The organism is Paenibacillus bouchesdurhonensis, from assembly GCF_900155685.1.
GTDB classification, from domain to species: Bacteria; Bacillota; Bacilli; order Paenibacillales; family Paenibacillaceae; genus Fontibacillus; species Fontibacillus bouchesdurhonensis.
In genome coordinates, this window is sequence record NZ_LT732548.1 from 3926140 (window position 1) to 3947749 (window position 21610).

General features: G+C 44.2%; 18 protein-coding genes and 1 pseudogene. 7 read left to right on the plus strand and 12 right to left on the minus strand.

From position 1 onward, the window contains the following. Positions 1-77: 77 nt before the first annotated feature. The 5 genes from pglX to CZ379_RS21890 are packed head-to-tail and all read right to left on the minus strand — an operon-like array spanning position 78 to position 8659. The gene (pglX, locus tag CZ379_RS21870) at positions 78-3605 is read right to left on the minus strand and encodes a BREX-1 system adenine-specific DNA-methyltransferase PglX (RefSeq protein ID WP_110933553.1); all 3528 of its coding nucleotides are present in this window, start codon (positions 3603-3605) and stop codon (positions 78-80) included. Positions 3606-3621: 16 nt separating this feature from the next. Next, entirely contained in the window at positions 3622-7200 is a 3579-nt protein-coding gene (gene brxC, locus CZ379_RS21875) for a BREX system P-loop protein BrxC (protein ID WP_110933554.1), read from the minus strand. 16 nt (positions 7201-7216) lie between these two features. Continuing rightward, positions 7217-7783, minus strand: a complete 567-nt coding sequence (locus tag CZ379_RS21880; RefSeq protein ID WP_110933555.1) for a DUF1788 domain-containing protein — start codon at positions 7781-7783, stop codon at positions 7217-7219. A gap of 11 nt (positions 7784-7794) precedes the next feature. Beyond that, positions 7795-8391 (minus strand): DUF1819 family protein, encoded by a 597-nt coding sequence (locus tag CZ379_RS21885; RefSeq protein ID WP_110933556.1) that lies wholly within the window; start codon positions 8389-8391, stop codon positions 7795-7797. A 31-nt stretch (positions 8392-8422) separates the two neighbouring features. Further along, positions 8423-8659 (minus strand): TIGR04540 family protein, encoded by a 237-nt coding sequence (locus tag CZ379_RS21890; protein ID WP_199925730.1) that lies wholly within the window; start codon positions 8657-8659, stop codon positions 8423-8425. Between the two features lie 408 nt (positions 8660-9067). On the opposite strand from CZ379_RS21890, the pseudogene CZ379_RS26825 reads away from it, so the two are divergent. Both CZ379_RS26825 and CZ379_RS26380 read left to right on the plus strand, forming a co-directional pair. After that, positions 9068-9298: pseudogene (locus tag CZ379_RS26825) on the plus strand (transposase); the annotation flags it as partial. A gap of 107 nt (positions 9299-9405) precedes the next feature. Beyond that, positions 9406-9780 (plus strand): site-specific integrase, encoded by a 375-nt coding sequence (locus CZ379_RS26380; protein WP_199925731.1) that lies wholly within the window; start codon positions 9406-9408, stop codon positions 9778-9780. Positions 9781-9861: 81 nt separating this feature from the next. Here the strand turns inward: CZ379_RS26380 and sufB are convergent, their stop codons facing one another. The 6 genes from sufB to CZ379_RS21935 form a co-directional block, all read right to left on the minus strand. Further along, the gene (gene sufB / locus CZ379_RS21905) at positions 9862-11259 is read right to left on the minus strand and encodes a Fe-S cluster assembly protein SufB (protein ID WP_110933558.1); all 1398 of its coding nucleotides are present in this window, start codon (positions 11257-11259) and stop codon (positions 9862-9864) included. 21 nt (positions 11260-11280) lie between these two features. Continuing rightward, on the minus strand, positions 11281-11700 hold the full coding sequence (gene sufU, locus CZ379_RS21910; protein WP_110933559.1) for a Fe-S cluster assembly sulfur transfer protein SufU: 420 nt from the start codon (positions 11698-11700) through the stop codon (positions 11281-11283). Further along, positions 11700-12914, minus strand: coding sequence for a cysteine desulfurase (locus CZ379_RS21915; protein ID WP_110933560.1), 1215 nt, complete (start codon positions 12912-12914; stop codon positions 11700-11702). Before CZ379_RS21915 ends, sufU begins: the two co-directional genes overlap by 1 nt. Further along, complete coding sequence (gene sufD, locus CZ379_RS21920) at positions 12911-14212, minus strand: Fe-S cluster assembly protein SufD (RefSeq protein WP_110933561.1); 1302 nt, start codon at positions 14210-14212, stop codon at positions 12911-12913. Before sufD ends, CZ379_RS21915 begins: the two co-directional genes overlap by 4 nt. Positions 14213-14236: 24 nt before the next feature. Then, positions 14237-15019, minus strand: coding sequence for a Fe-S cluster assembly ATPase SufC (gene sufC / locus CZ379_RS21925; RefSeq protein WP_110933562.1), 783 nt, complete (start codon positions 15017-15019; stop codon positions 14237-14239). A gap of 564 nt (positions 15020-15583) precedes the next feature. Next, positions 15584-16057, minus strand: a complete 474-nt coding sequence (locus CZ379_RS21935) for a Dps family protein (RefSeq protein ID WP_110933564.1) — start codon at positions 16055-16057, stop codon at positions 15584-15586. A gap of 312 nt (positions 16058-16369) precedes the next feature. Between CZ379_RS21935 and mtnK the strand changes: the two genes are divergently transcribed. From mtnK to CZ379_RS21950, 3 genes are all read left to right on the plus strand, one after another. Then, positions 16370-17590 (plus strand): S-methyl-5-thioribose kinase, encoded by a 1221-nt coding sequence (gene mtnK, locus CZ379_RS21940; protein ID WP_110933565.1) that lies wholly within the window; start codon positions 16370-16372, stop codon positions 17588-17590. Next, the gene (gene mtnA, locus CZ379_RS21945; RefSeq protein WP_110933566.1) at positions 17587-18699 is read left to right on the plus strand and encodes an S-methyl-5-thioribose-1-phosphate isomerase; all 1113 of its coding nucleotides are present in this window, start codon (positions 17587-17589) and stop codon (positions 18697-18699) included. The genes mtnK and mtnA overlap by 4 nt, the downstream gene beginning before the upstream one ends. A 214-nt stretch (positions 18700-18913) precedes the next feature. After that, positions 18914-19486 carry a hypothetical protein gene (locus CZ379_RS21950; RefSeq protein WP_110933567.1) on the plus strand — a complete coding sequence of 191 codons (573 nt, stop codon included), beginning with the start codon at positions 18914-18916 and terminating at the stop codon, positions 19484-19486. An 87-nt stretch (positions 19487-19573) separates the two neighbouring features. Here CZ379_RS21950 and CZ379_RS21955 read toward each other — a convergent pair whose 3' ends face one another. After that, on the minus strand, positions 19574-19957 hold the full coding sequence (locus CZ379_RS21955; protein WP_110933568.1) for a DUF423 domain-containing protein: 384 nt from the start codon (positions 19955-19957) through the stop codon (positions 19574-19576). A 182-nt stretch (positions 19958-20139) separates the two neighbouring features. Between CZ379_RS21955 and CZ379_RS21960 the strand changes: the two genes are divergently transcribed. Continuing rightward, positions 20140-20556: a hypothetical protein gene (locus CZ379_RS21960; RefSeq protein ID WP_110933569.1), complete on the plus strand. Its 417-nt coding sequence runs from the start codon at positions 20140-20142 to the stop codon at positions 20554-20556. A 184-nt stretch (positions 20557-20740) separates the two neighbouring features. Next, complete coding sequence (locus tag CZ379_RS21965; protein WP_110933570.1) at positions 20741-21610, plus strand: DegV family protein; 870 nt, start codon at positions 20741-20743, stop codon at positions 21608-21610.

Here is a 21610-nt window from a genome sequence, read left to right on the forward strand (position 1 = left end):
TTCACAATGCGGACCACGGTGGGTCGTTTCTTCAATGCATTTCCTAAATCGTTTCTATGTTTTCTTGCTGAAATGAATCAAATCTTCGCCACTAAGCCCTTGAATTTCTCGTAATTCACTACTACACCATCATCTAAGTCAATCTCAATCTGCATATCCGCCATATGATGTAGCAGCTCATCATACGCTTTTAATTCGTCAATTTTCTTATCAAGTGAATTCAATTCTTTTCTCGCATCGCTGATTTCCTTGGTCGAAGAATTCCCATTAATGATATTTAGCAGATCAGTCTTCTCTGCATCCAGACGCGTCTGGACTTCGTGTAAATAGTCTGTCCGAATCCGGGAAAGCGTCGATTTGTCATAACGGTGCATGTAAATAAGACAATTAAACGCCTTTTCTTTACCAGATGTAAAGAGCCAGTAAATAGGTCGCTTCTTATATACTTGCACATGATCCTTGTAAAAATCATTCAAGAAATAACGACGTAATGCCTCTCTTGCTGTTTCGTTCTTTTTCCGCCCAATCGCATCTGCTACGAAATTGAGATTTTCTTCAAGTGTTTCATTGCTGAATGTTGTGCTTACGAATTTCACGAATCTTGTGACGATGTCATCTTCGAAATATGCACCTGATAAGATTGGCAAGATGTTATCTTGATCCGCTGGGAATGTATTATAACGGGCGGGATCAAATTCACCGCCTGCATAGATCAGACCTTCTTCGTCGAGAGAATATCGTCCGAAAGAGCAGCCGATGGCGTAGGAGATAAAAAATTTAATATCTCGTGCTAGATCGGCTTTGCGGATTGTGATATCTTTATCTTCCACGTCGGGTGTTAGCTCGTCTTGCAAGCTATAGATTTGAATAAATAGACGATTTAGTTCTTCTTCGTTTGACTTAAGTTGGTTATATCGTGAATTAGATAACTCATTCCAATGTTCAAATGCGCTTTCAATGTCAGGAAATTCCTCCACAGAAGAGTTTATAGGACTCCTTTGGAAGTCCCAGGAGGTTTCATAGGCATCCCAATCTGCTTTTGAAATTGAAAGATTACTTTCAACTAAACTAGCAACTTGAGCATTATGTTGTTTTGAGTAAAGATAGGGTATCCTCTCCAAGTCTCCATTTGTAAAACTTAGGGTTGGATTTAACATTTTTAGAAACTTAACACTAACTTTCGAGCATAGTAAACCGATTAAGTAATACAAATCGCTTTCACGGTTAATAAATGCGGATCTGCTTGTATCATCAAATATAAAGCCTTCACGCTTTAATTTCACAGAAAAATTCGTTCCACTCAGTTTATTCCAGGTAATTCCCTTTTTAAAATAAAATTGGGTGTTCTGAGGTCTTCCAGCAAGTTTTCCATTCTCATTTTTGTATCTTTTTATTTCTTCACCATTATTCTTCCAATTTACGACATATTCATCATTTGTTGACCATTTTCTATATTCCCCTCCGCTATTACATGGAAACCATTTATGTAGGCCATTTTCTGTTTCAGTTACATCTTGATATTCAAAGCCTATGTCAATCAAGTTTACCTCATACCAATACCTTTGAAAGACATGATTGTTACCAGTAGCGAGTCCTGCCTTGGGTTTCGCAAAATCCTTTAGTAGTATTCCTTGACGAAAAACTAGGGTCTCCTTTTCAGTTATCCAATAAACAATTGGACATTCCGGTATATATTTATATCTCTCTTGATCAAAAAAATACCGATACTTAATTGAAGGGTTTTGAACTGCCTCTATCGTCCTTTCCCGTTTCCCACTCGCTGTTCCCTCATCAACCAATCTTAAATATACACCTTTCCCACCGGATATATTGGTATTTCGCAGAACAAACGCCGTCGATTGAACAACTTCCCCGCCAATCTCTTCAAATGCCCTAGAGCCCAAGTGCAACATGGTGTCAATGTATTTGATATTAATGACTTTTTCACGCAACTTTTCAAAGCTAGATAAAAACATCCACGAATGTTGATTAATCGCAGCATAAAAACTATATTGCTTTAAATAGTGATCCACTTCCATGAAAGACGCGAATAAGTCAGCCTTGGAATCCGGATAGTTTTTCCTTAGAAAATCGGATAGTTCTTTATTCATACTTCCTGAACCCATATAAGGAGGATTCATCACGACAACATCATACTGCCTACTCATAATCTTTGTTTGTTTAATGAGTTTTGGAAGTAAGGACAATGCCTGCTCTCTCTTTACAGTTAGGAAAATATCTGCGACTGGGGTTACTTTAATTTCTTGAAGACTTTTCTCTAAATAAGTTGTATCCGATTCCGTTACTTTAATTAATGATCCATATGTTTTGGCATTATTATACTGATCAAAAAAAGATTTTATTAAATCAAATCTATCACCTTTTTCTTCACCTGCGATGTACGAAATTTCCTCGTCCGCCCATCCGTTCGTTTCTTGTATGGCAGCCAAGTTCATCGTCAAACCATCACGTTCGATACTTCTTAGAAATCTCCGATTGTATTGTAAGGCTTTCATAATGACCGAAAAGCATGCCAACTGATAAGCACGATCATCGATGTCCAAGCCATACAAATTGTTTTCAATAATAAGACGCGGTATGTCCCGTTCCATATATCCACACTTCACATAAATTTCATAAAGAACATCAAATATATACACTAAGATATGGCCACTTCCCATTGCTGGATCAAAACAAGTAATCTCTTCGACGTTTAAATCTTTATTCACATAGGGGGCAATTTTATCTTGAAAACCTTCTTGTTCGTTTTCCAAGTAATATCCCCAACCTTTAGTCATCTCGTGATGCTCTGGATGAGCCTCGACCCAGTAACGACCAAGCGAGTTTTGCACCATATATTGGACAATCCAATCTGGTGTGAAAAGTTGGGTAGCAAAAGGGATTTCTTCCGCTTTATATTTCTTTTTCGCTTTGAATACCCGGTCTTTTTCATCAGCTATATAATACTGGTAAAGCCAGCCAACAATCTCGACTCGTCCCCAGTCTTCCTCTGATATTGCGTCCGTATCCGTCATCTGCCGCACGAATGAATCTTTCCCTAGCAGCCCCTCTGGGAAAAGAATCTCCATGTAGTCCTCAATGGTCTCGAACATGAATGGCATGTAACGATGCAAGTCGTTACAATGTGTTTTGATCAAGTATTTGAACAATTCGTCCGTATTATTGTTCATCTTCAGCTCATAGATATGCTCCTTGTCCAGTTGCAAATCCAGCGACAATGCTTCCTTCATCATGTCTGGTTCTGCACTACCTGAACTTGAGGAAAGCACACGCACCTTCGTAGGAAGATATTCATTCACTTCCATGAAGCGGAGGGCAATGAAACGGTTAAACCATGTGTAGGCTGTTTCCTCCATTACACGGTCAAAGCCAATTTCATGAATGCGTTCGATCAGCTTGTTTCGTTGTTTTCTTTCCGTATCTGAAAGCTGTTTACCATTGATAAAAATGGCGTTCGAGCTTTCGACATTCGCTTTTTGAATGGATTCGGCTGTAATGCCGAGTTTTCGCGCTTGCAGCTTTATCTTTTCGAGTAATTCAATCCGTGCTTCCATTGCTAATTTCTTTAATGCTGATTTATTCAAAGTTATTCCACTCCGTTCAATCGATCAATTCAATTTGTTTGTTCGATTTAATGATTTGTTTTAACTTATTAGATAATGTGTTGATGTATTGATCTACGTCCTCTTCCGTCGATAGTGTTGAAACAGCAACAAGATTAGCTACCTTAACACGCTGCTTTTGAATAGTAGGCTCTACGTATGGCGGCTCCATAATCTTATTACCCGCTTGCTGCTTCTGCTCTGCTGCTTTCTTATGCTGCCATGCAACAATTTCACGGTTGATTTCTGTCGTGGTTCTTTCCATATAGCTCGCACTTTGAGAAATTACTGCATCAACCTTGAAAATATCCGTGAACGCTTCGAGGTTACGATTCAACCCTGTGTAATAATCATCTACACGTTGTTTGGTATCGCTAGAAACACCATATTGCTTTGCTTGTAATGCCAATTCTTCATAATCCGCTTTAATTTTTGCTTTAGCATTATCTTTCTTCTCGGTTAGGACGAGATTGATTTGCTCCTCTAACGTATGCACCAATCCGGGGATATCTTTGATTTTTTGATAAGGGATCGGGTCTTGAATGATCGATCGGAGCTTGTTTACCACTTCAATAACTTCTTGACCCGATAAGTACGCATTGTTTTCCTCAACCTTTGCAAGTTCCGCTAATCCCCGATCAAAAATCTCTTTCTGGTTTGTACCAAAGAAGCTTTTCACGTAGACGACGACTTCTTCCCAATCTGCCAAATCATCTTCCAATTCTGTAAGCTTGGTGAAAAAAGAAGCGTTGTCGAGTTGGGTATCAAATTGCTCAAAGTATTCAAGCCCTTTGTCAAGCAAACTCATCCCAGGATACTTTCTACCTTCATAGCGGCTTTTATATGCCTTGATTTCAGCGACTTGTTTGTCGATCAGAATGCGAATATCTTTAACCAGTCCATCCTCATCATCCGCTAAGTCCGTCGTATTGAAAATTTCCCTACATACACGCTTTGCTGTACGGATTAATGCTTCGTCAACCATTACACGTTTAAGGATAATTCCTTTATCGGCTTCATTTGATTTTGTAAAGACGGTGATTAATGTATTTGTATCTTTTTCTGGATCTAAATATTCTGCTTGATAACGAATACGAATGCGCTGTTCCTTCAACAGCACAGCAATGAGACATGCTATATCTAGCTGTTTCCAGCCATACGGTTTATTTTGAAAACGGTCATAGATGATCTTCACTCGTACTTGCTTCTTGAGTTGCTCCTGCAAGTCAAGAAAATCAACGATCTCGCGTTTGGCTAATTCATTCGGGTTGGTGTTCAATGTATCATCGAATGAAATTTGTGTCATGTCTGCAGCTAAGATAGGAATTAATGCTCGCTCGTTCTCTAAATGTTCTTTTACATAGCCTAGTTTCGTATAGACGTTATCAACCAATTGCTTGAAGGCAAAGTTAATTCGCTCTTTGACAGAAGAACCCTTCGTGTCCACCTTGTCACCGTTGACGAAATAAGCAGCATCCTTGATCGCATCGTCTAACAATTCTCGTACTCTGCGTCTTCGTTCACGTACTTCCGCTTGTTTGTTGTTCAAGATGTTCTGGATGCTCTCTGGAAGCTGAGTGATGTTCTTTTTCTTGCGATATTCTTCGATACGTAATGCCTCTTCCATCTCCTCGACATAGGCTTCATTGCCACCTAGCTTAATGATCATTTCGCCATTGCCCGATGACATCATCATCATCTCTTGATCGGACTTGTGATAATGCTCGGATAGTGGGGACAAGATTTGCAATCCTATGCTTGATGTCTGGTTGCCGTAATTTTTATCATCCATTTTCTGGTTGAAGGAGAAAGAATACTCCCTTGAATAGTTGAATCGCTTGTCATCGTATAAGTCCTGGAAGATATAGTTTGCCAATTCCCGCTTCACAATATCTTCATCAATGTTCATCTGCTTGATTTCACGGTTAATATCTTGCTCATCATCCGTTAGGAATAGGTATACATCCCCATTCTTTTGGATTAATGTTTGCGCAATAAGTTTACGTAATGAAACATTAATCTTTTCTTTCAATTCCAGCTTGTCTTCATCGATCCGTGTCACCATTAGGGTGGCGATGTTATCAATATTGGCTGGGAGTTCCTTAACGTACTTGACCATGAACAATACTTTCAGCAGTTCCATGTTGAATGGATCTTCTTTTAATGCTGAGTTTCCATAAGCCCCTTCAATAACCCTTGAAATAGATGGGTTGAGAAACTCCTTAATCGTATCGTAGAATGCATGAAACGGAATGAGAGCCCCTTCTTGCGCATCTTTATAACGAAGCCCTGCCTCCTTAAATGCGGAAAGCATCGAACGCTCCCCTTCGGATAGGTGTTTACCTGATGAGCCATGCTTTCGAACTTGCTCGAACACATTTTGCAATAATTTAAATTGATAAGGAATGAAAGGGTACACTTCCGCAAATTCTAGTTCATGATCGTAGCCTCTGAAATCTGCTGTACTTTCACGAAAACTAATCAAGTTTTTTAAAATCGCGCTTTTTTCATGAAATAGAACTTTTAACCGATCATTGACATGGGAGTGCTTCTCCAAAATACGTTTCTTAATGACTTCATCTACCGAAATGGAAGATAAGGAGAGTCTAGTGTCGAATCGACCTTGAATACGAGAGAAGTCATCCCCTTTTACTTTTACAATCGAATCAATACTCTCTTGGGAGGTCACCATTATCCAGACTTTTCCTTGAGCATGGGTTCCCAAATCCTCTGCAAGCGTCTGCAAGTTGAGCATGAGGTTGCGACTATCTCCGATGTACTGACCAATTTCATCAACAAGAAAAACCAGGTGGAAATTAGGGCCTTTCTCATCGACGTATTCTTTTACGTCTTTGGCAAATTTCCCGATACTCGTTTCAAAGTTATTGACCCCGTGTTCAAACCAATGTCGTGCCGATTCTTCCGACATGTCTGTTACTTTCGTTAATGCTCCAATAACGAAGTCCGCATCGAAGTAGAAGCTATTGCGACGCGCTTCCCAAGACTCGCCTGCTAGTGCTTGAAATGCTGTTTTAAACGACTCATACACGCCTTGCTTGTCCAAATACTTTTCCATCTCAGCAACGCCTGGAATATCCCCGTAATAACCGAGGTGCTCATAGAACACTTTCATGAAGACGCGGAGAATCGCATCCTCTTTCGATTTATTATCTAGTGAACTTTTCGAATCAATATTAAATAGGATGACTTCTGTATCCACATCGGATGTTCTCTTCATATTGGCATAGACAAGAGGATCCTGCACTTTATCTTCGAAGAAATCAATTGGTTTCTTGCCTTGTACTGCTTTGTTCTCTAGTAAATAAGCTAGTATTTTCAAAAAATGAGACTTACCTGATCCAAAGAAGCCGCTGATCCATACACCCATCTTGTCCGTCTTGCCATCGATGCCTTTTTGGTAGTTTTCATAAAACTTTGAAAAATGCTTATGTAGCTCCTGCGTGACAACATACTCATCTAGCTCTTGGTAAATATCGGTTTCACTAGTTTGGGCAACTTTAATTACGCCACGAATATCACGTTCTATATCCTTCAGAAACATCTCTTTTAAATTCATTTGGATTCCCCTCTTCTTAATCGACTAAGCGAAATGCTCTATAATAGTTATCATCTTTAAACTTGCTAAACAATTGAAGTGACTGACCATCATATCGTCCTGGGAAAAACATAATGACTGGCGTTTTGTCCAATACTTCTTGTAGGTTATTTAAGATATTATGTGAGCGCACAAAAGGGTACACTTTGCCGATTCCTGTTAGGAACACAACGTTATGGTCATCTATCTGTTCCTTTATTTTCCGCAAAAAGACCTCTGGTTTCGCGAACGTTGTCAGTGCTTTAAATAAAGCATCTTGCCCTTGTTGTTCTTCCATGTTGAAAATACGATCAAATACTCGTTTTTCTTTCGTAATCTCGATGAGCATGTTATATAAATCGAATTCAATAATCCGTCTGTTCGATCCCACATAGTTGAACTCTTTCTTAATATGCTTTATATACTGCCTAACAATAAGTTCATCTTCTGGTTCGTAATCAAACACATAGAAGCTTATTTCGTTCCCTAATCCACGTCCATCGATGAACTTATCTTCCTTTATCTTTGGTATGATCCGATCGAGTCTTGCATTAATATTAGCCATGTGTTTACCTCTTACTCTCCCATCGCTCGTACATACTTGGCATCGCCAATATGGTTAAGGTGCTTTTTGATTTGCTCGTCAACAATGAGACGATTTAGTTCCTTGCTTTGCCTATTTTTAAGCATGCCACTCTCAAACAGTACTTGCATAAAAGCCCGCTTCAATTTCTCGATATTAATTTCGCTCCAGCTTGCAACCTTGTCGCTTTGTTCTGCTTTGGCCGTAAAGAAAAGATTGATGTCTTTTTTCTCAATTATATAATCATTATTTTGCAGCTTTTCACGAATTACTTCATCCATAAACTCATAAAAGAGCAAATCTGTTTTCATGATCGCATACAAATTAATAACTTTGCTCATTTCTACGGAGTCTTCCGTCATCAGGGATGCTAATGTCGAATCAATCGCTTGGGCCCTTCTCATGACTGACGGCAATGTCCGGGTGATTCTTCCTTTATTCTCAAATTGAAATATATTTTCATCAACAACTTTGCTTCGGATTTCTTTATTAGATAGACCCGACTGCTGCAATTTGACCACTTGCTTCAGCTCGAATAACAAGGTGGACGCTCCATTTAAACTCGAAGAATACTCTAACTCTATTGTCATTTAACCATACCTTCCACACAAGTCTTTCGACCTATTTCATTTCCAATATTCTTTCTACGACTGCTAATCGTCTTTTTCCACTCTGCTGCTGGACGACCTTTGTAAACTCATTACCCTTGATTAGCTTATCCCGATTGTTCTCATACATACTTTTAACGCCATCTATAAGTTCATCCTCTTTAATTTCCTCTTCCCAATACGCATCGACTAATTGGTTTAACGCTGTCGATAAATCACGCTGGGTACGATAAAATAATTTCACTTCCATGAATGTCACCTCGTTTATTCATTTCGACTTATTTCTTATTTTACTCTTACTTATCTTTTAACTCAATATAACTCACCCAAACTTTATGGTTACCCAAAACAAATTAACAAACAATACCAAACTCGCCCCTTGTTTGGGTCGAGCGAGTTTAATGCAAAAATAACTTCATATAATTTCCAGAAGTTTCCGCATCTCAGTCTGCTGCCGTAAAGCAAAGAAGCGGATTCATCCCACACCTAAGTTAGATGGCCCTTCTTAGTCCAATAACCAATTCCTGAGAGCGTATATCTGAGAGATGGCAAATGAATTCAAATGATTCCCAAGACAAAACAACCCCCTCACTACAGTTTAGTAGGAGCGGGTTATAGAGCATCATGATAATCATATTTAAAATGTTAAACTTAATCCGACCTAAGACGGTACAGCAATACGCATCGAGATACCAAGCGTTAGAAGGAACTTTACAATGAACGTACCAGTGTGGAACGATGCAACTCCAGAATGAAAATCCATCTTACCGCAGATAGCTTGCACGTCTGAGGAATTCAGAAAGTGACAACTCACCAGTATCTCAATGCTATTGTATTGCTGGTCTCTGCACTTTCCGTAACATGTCAGAAGAAAAAAACAGCAGCTTAAAAAATAGCGACGGCAAAAACTCTGCAGGCATGTCCATTTTGGTATTATACACCACTTAATCCGGATGGGATCCTAATGTCTTTACGTAAAAATTGAAATTAGGCATAATGCTCAAATTAGAAGATGACGTTCTTGAAGATTTAAAAACATTCAAGACTGTGCATGGCAAATTAACTGACGAAAATGAAACAGTCCATCCCAACGAAGATGGCATCATCTTTCAAAACTATTTAGGAAATTGCATGACACCTTCTACGGTTAGGGAGACCATCCGAGATTATTGCAAAAAGGCGGCAGTGGAATATAAGGCACACACGGTTTCAGGCATAAACATGCCGTATTACTTTAGAGTCAGCGCAAGTTTATTGTATGTGTCAAGACGATCAGGCCATGAAACAATCAAAACTACAGCAGATATCGCCAAAAAAATTGTAGGAGACGAACTTAAAAAGTTCGTCTCCTACACCAAACGAAAAATCTGAATCGGCACGAAATCGGCATGATCCAAAGCTTTCTATTTATAAGTAGCCTACAAACATTGTCCTACCAACGTTTTTGGCTAATTACCCTATACTGCCTTCCATCTCGAACTTGATGAGACGATTCATCTCTACCGCATATTCCATCGGCAGCTCTTTCGTGAACGGCTCGATAAAGCCCATAACGATCATTTGCGTCGCTTCATCCTCCGTCAAGCCGCGGCTCATCAGGTAGAACAGTTGATCCTCGGACACCTTCGATACAGTTGCCTCATGCTCCAGAACGATGTTGTCGTTCATGATTTCGTTATAAGGAATTGTATCGGAAGTAGACTCGTTATCCAGAATGAGCGTATCGCATTTCACGTTCGATTTAGCGCCTTCCGCTTGGCGGCCAAAGGAAGCCAGACCGCGGTAGGTTACTTTTCCGCCGTGCTTACTGATCGATTTGGAGACGATTGTAGACGTTGTGTCCGGAGCCAAATGAATCATCTTCGCCCCAGAGTCCTGATGCTGATTCTTCCCAGCTACAGCGATTGACAACACGCTGCCCTTTGCGCCGCGGCCTTTCAGCACAACAGCAGGGTATTTCATCGTCAGCTTGGAGCCGATGTTTCCGTCAACCCATTCCATCGTTGCATTCTCTTCAGCTACAGCCCGCTTCGTTACAAGGTTGTAGATGTTCGGAGCCCAGTTCTGAATCGTCGTGTAACGAACGCGCGCGTTCTTCTTACAAATGATTTCAACAACCGCGCTATGCAGGGAATTCGTGCTGTACACCGGAGCTGTACAGCCTTCTACATAGTGCACAAAGCTGTCTTCATCCGCAATGATCAGCGTTCTTTCGAACTGGCCCATATTTTCCGAGTTGATGCGGAAGTAGGCTTGCAGAGGAATTTCGCATTTTACGCCCTTCGGTACATAAATGAAGCTTCCTCCGGACCAAACCGCACTGTTCAAAGCTGCAAATTTGTTGTCTGTCGGCGGAACGATCGTACCGAAATATTCGCGGAAAATTTCTGGATGCTCCCGCAGCGCTGTATCCGTATCGCTAAAGATTACGCCTTGATCCTCCAAATCCTTCTGCATGCTGTGGTAAACAACCTCGGATTCATACTGAGCAGATACACCAGCAAGGAACTTCTGTTCTGCTTCTGGAATTCCGAGCTTATCAAATGTTTCTTTGATTTCTGCCGGAACCTCTTCCCAGGTCTTCCCTTGCTTCTCAGACGGTCTCACATAATACTGAATATCATCGAAGTCAAGCTCATCCAAATCCCCGCCCCAACGTGGAGTAGGCATCTTTTCGAATTGCTCGAGTGATTTCAAACGGAAGTCAAGCATCCACTGAGGTTCATTCTTGATTTTTGAGATTTCCTCGACGATTTCGCGCGTCAGGCCTTTGCCTGACTGGAAAATAGATTTATGCTCGTCGCGGAAACCATATTTGTATTCCCCAATATCGGGAGCCTTCTTAGCCATGGTGGATTACCTCCTTTTAATTTATGACTCTTGAATCCCTTTCTTTAATGCGTTCCAGGCTAATGTCGCGCATTTGATCCGGGCAGGAAATTTATTGACTCCGGATAGGGCCTCGATATCTTCCAGTTCATCAAATTGAACGTCCTCGCCTTTCATCAGCGAAGAGAACCGCTCAGCTAACTGGAGAGCATGCTCGAAGTTAAGACCTTTGACGGCCTCCGTCATCATCGATGCGGAGGACATGCTGATCGAGCAGCCTTCCCCAGTGAAGCGCGCGTCCTTTACGATTCCATCTTCGACGATAAGCTGAAGAGATATGCGATCCCCGCAGGTTGGATTATTCAAATCCACTGTCAAGACGTCATCATCAAACTGCCCCCGGTTGCGGGGATTTTTATAATGATCCATAATAACGCGTCGATACAAGTCGTCCAGTTGCATTACTTGAAATACTCCTTTGCTTGGATTAAAGCGTCGGCCAAACGGTCGATGTCTTCTTCCATATTGTACAAGTAGAAGCTAGCTCTCGCCGTCGCACTCGCTTCAAGCCAGCGCAAGAGCGGTTGGCAGCAATGATGTCCTGCCCGGATCGCGATACCCGATGCATCCAGCACCGTGGCAACATCATGCGGGTGAACATCTTCCAGATTGAACGTAATCAATCCGACCTCCCTTTCCCGGGGTCCGTAGATCGTTACTCCGTCGATTTCCGACAGACGCTCGACCGAATAGGCTGCCAGCTTCATCTCATGACGATGGATTTCATCCATACCGATCTCCTCCAGGAAATCGATAGCTGCCGCCAATCCAACGGCTCCGGCAATAATGGGAGTACCCCCCTCAAATTTGTAGGGAAGCTCTTTCCAGGTCGATTCGTACAATCCTACATCGTCGATCATTTCTCCGCCGTATTCGATCGGTTCCATGGCCTCAAGCAAACGCTTCTTACCATATAGTACCCCAATCCCGGTCGGAGCGCACATCTTATGACCGGAGAAGGCATAGAAATCGCAGCCTAGCTCCTGAACATCCACCTTCATATGCGGTGTACTTTGAGCTCCGTCGACGACCATGACGGCTCCATAACGGTGGGCAATTTCAGCAATCTGCTTCACGGGATTCACCACGCCAAGCACGTTCGATACATATGCCATCGCCACGATCTTCGTCTTAGAGGTCACGGTATTCTCCACATCAGCCAATTTGACGCTGCCGTCCGGCTGAAGCGGAATATATTTCAAGGCAGCTCCGGTCTTCAGGGCCAGTTGCTGCCAAGGTATTAGATTGCTGTGATGCTCCATCTGCGTTATGACGATTTCATCACCCTCGCCAAGCCCAGAGCTGCCATAGGAGGAAGCTACGATATTCAATGCCGTCGTCGTCCCCCGGGTAAAAATAATTTCCTCCGTATGCTCCGCACCGATAAAGCGGGCTACTCTCTCGCGGGCCGATTCGTAATCATCCGTAGCTCGGCTGCCTAACGTATGGACGCCGCGATGAACGTTGGCATTATCCCATTCGTAATAATGCTTCAACGCATCCAGCACCTTACGCGGCTTCTGGGAACTAGCGGCGCTATCCAGATAAACAAGCGGATGTCCGTTGATCTCCTGATCCAGAATAGGGAACTGTTCCTTAATCAGCGCCGGGTTCATTGTCCTAGCTTCCTTTCAACCAAAGCCTGCAATTGCTGCTGCAACTGCTCAAGCGGAATATCCGCCACGACAGGAGCAAGGAAGCCGTAAATAATCAGACGTTCCGCTTCCTCTTTGGTGATTCCGCGGGACATCAAGTAGTAAATTTGCTCTGGATTCACTTGACCCACAGACGCCGCATGGCCTGCCGTTACATCATCCTCATCAATAAGAAGGATAGGGTTAGCGTCTCCGCGCGCCTTCGGACTCAGCATAAGCACCTTCTCGGTTTGCTCACCGTTCGCCTTCGTAGCGCCATGCTCAATCTTGGTCACTCCATTGATGATCGCTGTGGCCTGCTCTCGCATGACCGCACGAGTGATCATTTGGCTATCCGAGTTCTTACCGAAATGAACAGCTCTCGTCGTATAATTCATCTTCTGGGAACCCGAGCCGATGGCAATTACCTTGGCATCGGATGTTGAACCATTGCCTTTCAGCACCGATGACGTATCGCTCATTGTGTCTCCTGCGTTCATTTCACCGATGATCCATTCGATGCGTCCGTCATTTTCGATCACGGAGCGGCGGTATGTCAAATCCGTCGCCTTCTCGCTTAGATCATGCACTGTCGCAAATTGAACCCTTGCTCCCGCTTGCACAATCACTTCAGCTACCCCGTTATGGACGATAGGCTCTGAAAGGTCGCCAGAAATATAATTGTCGACATAAGTAACGCGGCTGTTTGCTTCAGCCACAATCAATACGTGCGGAGCAAATACGTCGTTGCTGTCATCTACTAGGAAAATGCTTTGCAACGGAACCTCAACCTCTACATTCTTAGGAACATAGAGGAAGACTCCTCCACTCCACATTGCAGAATGAAGCGCAGTAAGCAGATTCTCTTCGCTCTTCACAACCGTATGCAAATATTTCTGTACAAGGTCGCCATGCTCACGGGCAGCCGTCTCCAGATCTGTAAAAATAACGCCTTTAGCAGCCAGATCAGCGGATAGTTTCGTAAATACAGCAGCCGAGTTGCGCTGAACGATCAAGTTGCTCTGCTCTTTCAAATCGACCAAGCCAGACACGAACTCAGGAATTTCCTGCGTCACATCCGCTTGCGCTTGGCGCGGCGTTCCGTAATTTTGCAAGTTCCAACGGTCAATTCTTGTCTTCTCCAGCTTCGGCAATTCCAACTCTGCCGCAAGTTTCAGCGCGTTCACGCGACTTTCTGTCAACCAAGCCGGTTCTCCGTTGCTCACGGAAGCGGTCTTCAATACATCCGGTTCTACCGGTAGAACGGTTTGTGTAGTCATCTTAGCTCCTCCTTCCTCCTTGCGTTAAACTTGCTCTCCCACTGTCTCGTCTACGATACCAAGCTCTTCCTTAATCCAATCGTATCCATCCTTCTCCAGACGCTCGGCCAGCTCTGGGCCGCCGGATTTTACGATGCGTCCTTGCATCATAACGTGGACAAAATCAGGCTTGACGTAGTTAAGAAGACGCTGGTAGTGAGTAATGATCAAGAATCCGCGATCCTCGGTGCGCATTGTGTTTACACCTTCGGCAACGATGCGCAAAGCGTCGATGTCGAGACCGGAGTCAACTTCGTCAAGAATGACGATCTTAGGATCAAGCAGCATCATTTGCAAAATTTCGTTCCGTTTCTTTTCACCGCCGGAGAAGCCTTCGTTCAAGTAACGATGAGCAAATTCAGGGTTCATTTCGAGCTCCTTCATTTTGCCCTCCATTTGACGGATAAATTTAATGAGGGACACCTCATTCCCTTCCCCGCGGCGAGCGTTAATGGCACTGCGAAGGAAATCGGAATTCGTCACACCGGCAATTTCGCTCGGATATTGCATAGCAAGGAACATCCCTGCGCGAGCACGCTCATCCACTTCCATCTCCAGCAAATCCTCTCCGTCAAGGAGCGCTTTGCCTTCGGTAACTTCATATTTAGGATGACCCATTAAAGCCGAGGCGAGTGTACTTTTACCCGTTCCGTTCGGCCCCATAATGGCGTGGACTTCTCCACCCTTTATTTCAATGTCGATTCCTTTAAGAATCTCCTTCTCCTCAATTGTCGCTTTAAGTCCTTCAATAACGAAATGTGTAGCCATATTTACTGCTCCCTCCATTAAGTCGTTAAATAATTAACGTATATTATTAAAGGGACGCCTCCCTTTGCTTCCTGCATTATAGCACAATAATTCTCACTTTAGAATTATTCTAAGTGATTCTCACTGATTCTCATTTTATTCTAACCTACTTCCGATGCTTAATCAATGTGACTTAGCTCGAAAAGAACTATATATAGTGCCGTTTCGGTGCGAAACCTCATAAAAAGGGCGGCTTCCCCCTTCTTTCATCGTAAACGCGAGGGAAGTGAGCGGTATAAGCAGATTCCTGTCGATACTGCTCAGAAAATCTGCGCTTCGGGAAAGAACGGCATATTCCACAAGCTCGAAAATCCGAAACTTCACCCTAGAGACGTCACACCTAATGAAACAAATAATAATATAAGATGCTGCCCTTGCTTTTGCCATTTGGATCTTTTCAGATCTTTTCCATTTATAAAATCGCATGCAAGAATACTTCTACAGGGGCTTCAAAAGCTTCAACATGAACAGGGCCTGGCCGCTATTGGCGGTCAAGCCCTATTAATCTGCTATTGCTTGCTTGGCTTATCCTAGGTATGTGCGAAGCATCCACATATGCTTCTCTAAATCGCCCTTGAAGCCGGTCAGCAAATCCGCTGTCGCTTCATCGCCTTCTTTGTCGGCAAGCTCGATGCCTTCCTGGAACGATTCTGATAATGTGGCGAAATCTTCGACCAACGCCTGTACCATGGCGCGCTCGTCTTCCTTCCCGGTAGCTTCCTGAATCGTAGCGATTTCCAGGTACTCTTTCATCGTGGCTGCGGGACTGCCTTTAATGGTGAGCAGGCGCTCCGCTACAGCATCCATTTTCTCTGTTACCTCATCATAAAGCTCTTCAAATTTGGCATGCAGCGTAAAGAAATTTTCACCTTTAACATACCAATGGTAATTGTGTATTTTAACATACAACACGTTGAGGTTAGCAACCTGCTCGTTAAGTACCTGCTCCAAACTTGCTTTGCTTGTCTTATTCGCAGACTTCGAATCAGCTTTAGCCATATTCCAATCCCTCATTTCTCTCGTTATTGTTATATGTTCACCCCATGGCACACAAATCATGCCTGAAATGAATACAAGTTATTTACCGGGCACCGGGCACCCATACTATTATGTTACCCTGGCCTAGTTTTTACGAAACAACATAAATCACTATCGGCGGCCCGGTTACACCCATTTAGGGGCAATTTCAAAAAAGTAATGCTAATAGCATACTTTTCCGATATACTAACTTTAAACTAATTTTAAATGAAGTTTTCTATATTTAAAATAGAAACAATATAAACAGACCATTTACTTGGAGGTGCCTTAAATATGTCCTTATATCGTGCCTTTGCTCTAGAAGATGCCATAGTCTTTGCCAAATCGATCCCCGGATTTTTCCCAGCTGATGCCGTGCTTACTTGCGAAGAGATCGGAGACGGCAATTTGAATCTGGTGTTCAGAGTTGTCAATCCGCAGCAGAACAAGAGCCTAATCATCAAACAAGCCTTGCCTTATGCCAAAGTCGTCGGCGAGTCATGGCCGCTTAGCCTCGATCGTGCCCGCATCGAACGAGAGGCGCTGGAAATCCAGTATCGCCTCTGCCCGCAACTCGTCCCTGCAATCTATGGAGGCGATAACGAATTGGCCATTACGGTCATGGAGGATTTGTCAGGCTACACGATTATGCGCCAAGGCCTAATCGATGGAAACATTTACGATAACTTTGCGGAGCATATCGGCCATTTTATCGCCACTACACTGTTCTATACCTCCGACCTGGGCATGAATCAGCAGGACAAAAAGCTGCAATCCGCGCGTTTCATCAATCCCGACTTATGTAAAATTACCGAGGATCTAATATTTGAGGATCCATACCGGGATGCCGAAAACAACAACTTTACGGAAGATATCCGCTCGGAAGCCGAGAAGCTGTGGCAGGATCAAGCGCTCCACCTGGAGGTGGCCTTGCTTCGAGAGAAATTTCTTACTCACGGAGAGGCGCTGCTGCATGGCGATCTGCATACCGGCAGCATCTTTGTCACCTCCGATTCGACCAAAGTGATCGATCCCGAATTTGCCTACTATGGACCGATGGGTTTTGATATCGGAGCTGTGATCGCGAATTTATTGTTGAATTATGCTGCACAGCCCGGCTGGAGCAGTAACCATGATATTTTACGGGAACGCCGGGCATGGCTTCTTTCGACAATTAGCAGCGTATGGAACCACTTTGAGCAAAATTTCCGAAATTTATGGAATACGTACGGCGTGGACAGCATGTCCAAGACGCCTGGATATCAGGATCTCTATATTGAGAAAATACTTAAGGACGCAATTGGATTTGCTGGCTGCAAAGTGATTCGTCGAATCGTGGGGTTGTCCCATGTCGCAGATATTGACACGATTGAAAATGAACTGCACCGCCGTCAGGCTAAAGTCACGGCATTGGAAATCGGCAAACGGCTTGTAAAGCAAGGCAGAACGGCAGCTTCTATAGCCCAAGTGATTGAATGGACCGAAGCGGCGGCTAAGGAAGGTGCTAGCGTATGACTACCGGACAAAACAGCGGTAACACCGATCCCTCTCTTACAAAGCAGCAGAGCAGCAGAAGCAGCCAGCCTCTCCTTAGTCTTCGCTGGGAGGAAGGCAAGCTGCTGATGCTCGATCAGCGCCTGCTTCCCGAGGAGATCGTATTTCTGGAATTAACGACCCCAGAAGAGGTGTGGGAAGGTATACATGCCATGAAGGTGCGGGGAGCCCCTGCTATCGGCATCGCTGCCGCCTACGGCGTGGTGCTGGGAGCAAACTCCTTCCAGGGAGATGATGCCGATTGGCTGAAGCATGTATTGGCTGCGGCACAGCATTTGGCAACGTCACGCCCGACGGCGGTCAACCTCTTTTGGGCACTTGACCGAATGAAGGAGCGGGCGGCTCAGCTCGCCAAGGATCAAAGCAGCCGCGCTTTGCGCAATAAGGGATTGCTGGCAGAAGCGATAGCGATTCATCGGGAGGATGAAGAGGTATGCCGGAAGATCGGAGAGCATGCGCTCCCCCTGTTTGCTTCCGGGATGGGAGTCCTTACTCACTGCAACGCCGGAGGGCTGGCTACCGCCAAATACGGAACGGCCTTAGCTCCGTTCTATCTCGCGCAAGAGCAAGGCATCGCCCTTAAAATATACGCCGACGAGACTAGGCCTGTTCTACAGGGAGCAAGACTGACTGCATTCGAGTTGCAGCAGGCAGGCATCGATGTAACCCTGCTCTGCGACAACATGGCTGGACTGGTCATGTCCAAAGGCTGGATTGATGCCGTCATTGTAGGAACAGACCGAATCGCGGCCAACGGGGATGTTGCAAACAAAATCGGGACATACAGCCTTGCCGTCTTGGCCAAAGCGCACAATATTCCCTTCTATGTGGCATCGCCGTTATCCACCATCGATCTCGATACAGAAAGCGGGGAGCTTATTCCCATTGAGGAACGTCCGGAACGCGAAGTAACCGAGGGCTTCGGCAAACGCACGGCACCGTCAGGCATTAAGGTGTTCAATCCTTCTTTTGACGTCACTCCGCATCATTTAGTCACAGCCATCATTACAGAGAAGGGTATCGTCAAACCTCCGTTTCGTGACAATTTGGCCGCTTTGTTCAAGGCCTAATGTAACAACCCTATACCGGAAAGATGTGATAAACCGTAATTTTTCATTGTTTTTCAGAAAATATACATCCTCTATTGAAAGAGCAAGAAAAAAGTTTCATTTTGCCCCTTTAGGGCTATGATTGTCCCGCAAGCGGTGCTATGATTAATGGGGAATTTAGAATAAGCCTGGCATCTATGTGCAACGATTCTTAACATGTTTTACTGGGGGATTTATGGACAATCATAATAACAATGATCATGAACAACTAGGTTATTTGTTTAATGTGGAAATTTTAGTGAAGAGCAATTCAAATGCTGTCGCACTCCAAACACTGCTTCAGTTGCTTAACAGCGGAGAGCAAATTATCGACTATCGAATCAATTCAGGGATTGAGCTTGGGGAAATTATCGAGTCCCTGCTAGCGGCTAAGAAACAATCAATTATCACCAGATCATACAAACGACTTACGACGAACACATCGACCAAACAGGAATCTACTGACAAAACCCATGACAAGACGGCTGACAAAAATAAGGCAGCTGACAAAACAAAGCTCGCGCCAAACGCTGAAAACAGCTTCGCCGCCGTTGCCATGAGTGGAAACTTTCAGGAATGGATTCAGAAATATATTTCGGAGAATCGCCTAGTTCGGATACTGATCAATCGCAACGGAGAACGCATTAACATCCCTTGTCGCATATTGAATTTCCAGTCGGAAGCCTACACCATCAACGTTTACCATGTCGACGAGAAACAGGTGTATACTTTTTTGCTTAGCGAAGTCATTGATTTCATCGATGCCTAAAGCGCCAATATCAAACTCCATATAATGCAAGACAGATAAAATGCTGCGCTATCCCGAGAGATAGCGCAGCATTTTATGTACCGATGTCTATTTATTTTTTCCAGTCCGACCCCACGCTGATCCTGCTAGCATTAGCCAGCCTGCAATGAAAGAGACGCCGCCAAGCGGAGTAATCGGCCCGAGCCATCTCCAGCCCGTCACCGACAGCAAGTAGAGGCTGCCCGAGAATAGTACGATTCCGATCAGAAACAACCACGCCGACCAGCGCAGCTTGCCGCTATCGCCCCATGTACTGGCTGCCAATGCGACAAGGATCATCCCTATGCCATGAATCATATGATATTGAACCCCTGTCTTGTACGTTTCAATCGAGTCTTGAATTATCGGCTCCAGCACGTGAGCTCCAAATGCGCCAAGAGCAACGGCCAACAGCATAATAATTGCACCCAACCCAGCTATTCTTCGATGCATAGATATCCCTCCTGAAAAATATCGCTGTTCAAAACTTCAAACCTACTTACCTATCATACCCCAGGCCGCGTCACCTTTACCAGAACTGGCACTATAATGAATTTTTTTCTTGATTTTTTACGCAATCTATGGAAGATTATACGTTAACATGACCAATTTTCTACAAAGGAGCTTGATTGTTAATGAATTATGAACCTGGGGCACAACCACCAACCCCCAACTATGATTATGCAGCACCTGCTCAGCCCTCGGCCCGTCTGAAGCACTCGGGGCTTGGCATAACCTCATTCGTTATGAGCATCATTGCATTTCTCGGTTATTTCGCCGCCATCTTCCTCATCATTGCCGCTATTGGCCAGGCTGTTCAAGACCCAGCTTACATCGAGGAAGCCCTCACGGAAGATCCTGCAGCCATCCTTGGCATTCTTACCATGTTCGGGGCCGCAATTATAAACTTGGTCGCTCTCATTCTAGGCATCATCGGACTAGTTATCAAAAACCGCAAAAAAATATTTGCTATTATCGGCACCGTATTGTCCTCGCTATCCGTGCTGTTTATCATCTTTCTTTATATTGTCGGCACATTGCAGCAGCTATAAGTCCAATAATACATCGACTTGCCTCCCGTTAGCCTAAACAAGTTATCGCGGAGGCAAGTTCTTGTTAGCGCGCCCGCAAATCCTTGGTTGCCATCGCAATTCTAGCGAACGAGCTGAAAAGATGTTAAACGCTCTCGCTTTTTGATAAAATAAAGCTGGACTATCTGAATTTAAGGAGATACTTATGGCACAAGTTAAAATTTTTGCGGACAGCACATCCGATCTGCCGGCGTCCTGGATTACAGAATACGGCATCGGCATCATTCCGTTATATGTCGTCTTTGATGAACAGACCTACCGGGACGGCATTGACATTACTCCGGTCGGCATTTACGAGAGAGTTGCTGCCGCTGGGAGCCTGCCGAAAACGACGGCCCCGTCTCCCAAAGACTTTATCGACGCCTTTGCTCCGCATATCGAGCAGGGTCATGATATTGTCTATATTAGCATTTCGTCCAGCCTATCATCCACCTACCAGAACGCGCTTATTGCGGCTGGAGAATTTCCGGAAGGACGGGTGCATGTCGTAGATTCGCTTAATTTGTGCAGCGGCATCGGCCTGCTTGTAATGAAAGCGGTCAAAGCATCACAGCAAGGACAAAGCGCCCAAGAGATCGCCGCCTTGCTCGAGCACTCCAGACAGTTAGTAAGCACCGAGTTTGTCATCGATACGCTAGAGTATTTATACAAAGGCGGCCGCTGCTCAGGCATGCAGAACTTCATCGGCAGCTTGCTCCAAATCCGGCCCGTGCTTAGAGTCGTCGACGGCACCATTATTCCGGCCTACAAGGTTCGCGGCAAGAAGGAAAAGGCCGTCCAGCAAATGCTTGACAACGCCCTTGCCAAAAAAGATCAAATGGACGATGATTTAATTATCGTAGCCCATACCCTTGCTGAAGAAGAGGCACGCCGGCTGGCAGCTATTCTCAGAGAACAGACCCCGGCGCACGAAGTAGCGATCGCTGAAGCAGGCTGCGTCATATCTAGTCACTGCGGCCCCCATACCGTAGCCATTATGTATATGAACAAGGGCTCCGAAGAACGAAGCGGATAA

Bases quoted from the DNA above. Each gene is read 5' to 3' on its own strand.
- brxC (WP_110933554.1), bottom strand. From the start codon at position 7,200: ATGAATTTAAAAGAGATGTTTCTGAAGGATATAGAACGTGATATTCGT.
- CZ379_RS21880 (WP_110933555.1), bottom strand. From the start codon at position 7,783: ATGGCTAATATTAATGCAAGACTCGATCGGATCATACCAAAGATAAAG.
- CZ379_RS21885 (WP_110933556.1), bottom strand. From the start codon at position 8,391: ATGACAATAGAGTTAGAGTATTCTTCGAGTTTAAATGGAGCGTCCACC.
- CZ379_RS21890 (WP_199925730.1), bottom strand. From the start codon at position 8,659: ATGGAAGTGAAATTATTTTATCGTACCCAGCGTGATTTATCGACAGCG.
- CZ379_RS26380 (WP_199925731.1), top strand. From the start codon at position 9,406: ATGCTCAAATTAGAAGATGACGTTCTTGAAGATTTAAAAACATTCAAG.
- sufB (WP_110933558.1), bottom strand. From the start codon at position 11,259: ATGGCTAAGAAGGCTCCCGATATTGGGGAATACAAATATGGTTTCCGC.
- sufU (WP_110933559.1), bottom strand. From the start codon at position 11,700: ATGCAACTGGACGACTTGTATCGACGCGTTATTATGGATCATTATAAA.
- CZ379_RS21915 (WP_110933560.1), bottom strand. From the start codon at position 12,914: ATGAACCCGGCGCTGATTAAGGAACAGTTCCCTATTCTGGATCAGGAG.
- sufD (WP_110933561.1), bottom strand. From the start codon at position 14,212: ATGACTACACAAACCGTTCTACCGGTAGAACCGGATGTATTGAAGACC.
- sufC (WP_110933562.1), bottom strand. From the start codon at position 15,019: ATGGCTACACATTTCGTTATTGAAGGACTTAAAGCGACAATTGAGGAG.
- CZ379_RS21935 (WP_110933564.1), bottom strand. From the start codon at position 16,057: ATGGCTAAAGCTGATTCGAAGTCTGCGAATAAGACAAGCAAAGCAAGT.
- mtnK (WP_110933565.1), top strand. From the start codon at position 16,370: ATGTCCTTATATCGTGCCTTTGCTCTAGAAGATGCCATAGTCTTTGCC.
- mtnA (WP_110933566.1), top strand. From the start codon at position 17,587: ATGACTACCGGACAAAACAGCGGTAACACCGATCCCTCTCTTACAAAG.
- CZ379_RS21950 (WP_110933567.1), top strand. From the start codon at position 18,914: ATGGACAATCATAATAACAATGATCATGAACAACTAGGTTATTTGTTT.
- CZ379_RS21955 (WP_110933568.1), bottom strand. From the start codon at position 19,957: ATGCATCGAAGAATAGCTGGGTTGGGTGCAATTATTATGCTGTTGGCC.
- CZ379_RS21960 (WP_110933569.1), top strand. From the start codon at position 20,140: ATGAATTATGAACCTGGGGCACAACCACCAACCCCCAACTATGATTAT.
- CZ379_RS21965 (WP_110933570.1), top strand. From the start codon at position 20,741: ATGGCACAAGTTAAAATTTTTGCGGACAGCACATCCGATCTGCCGGCG.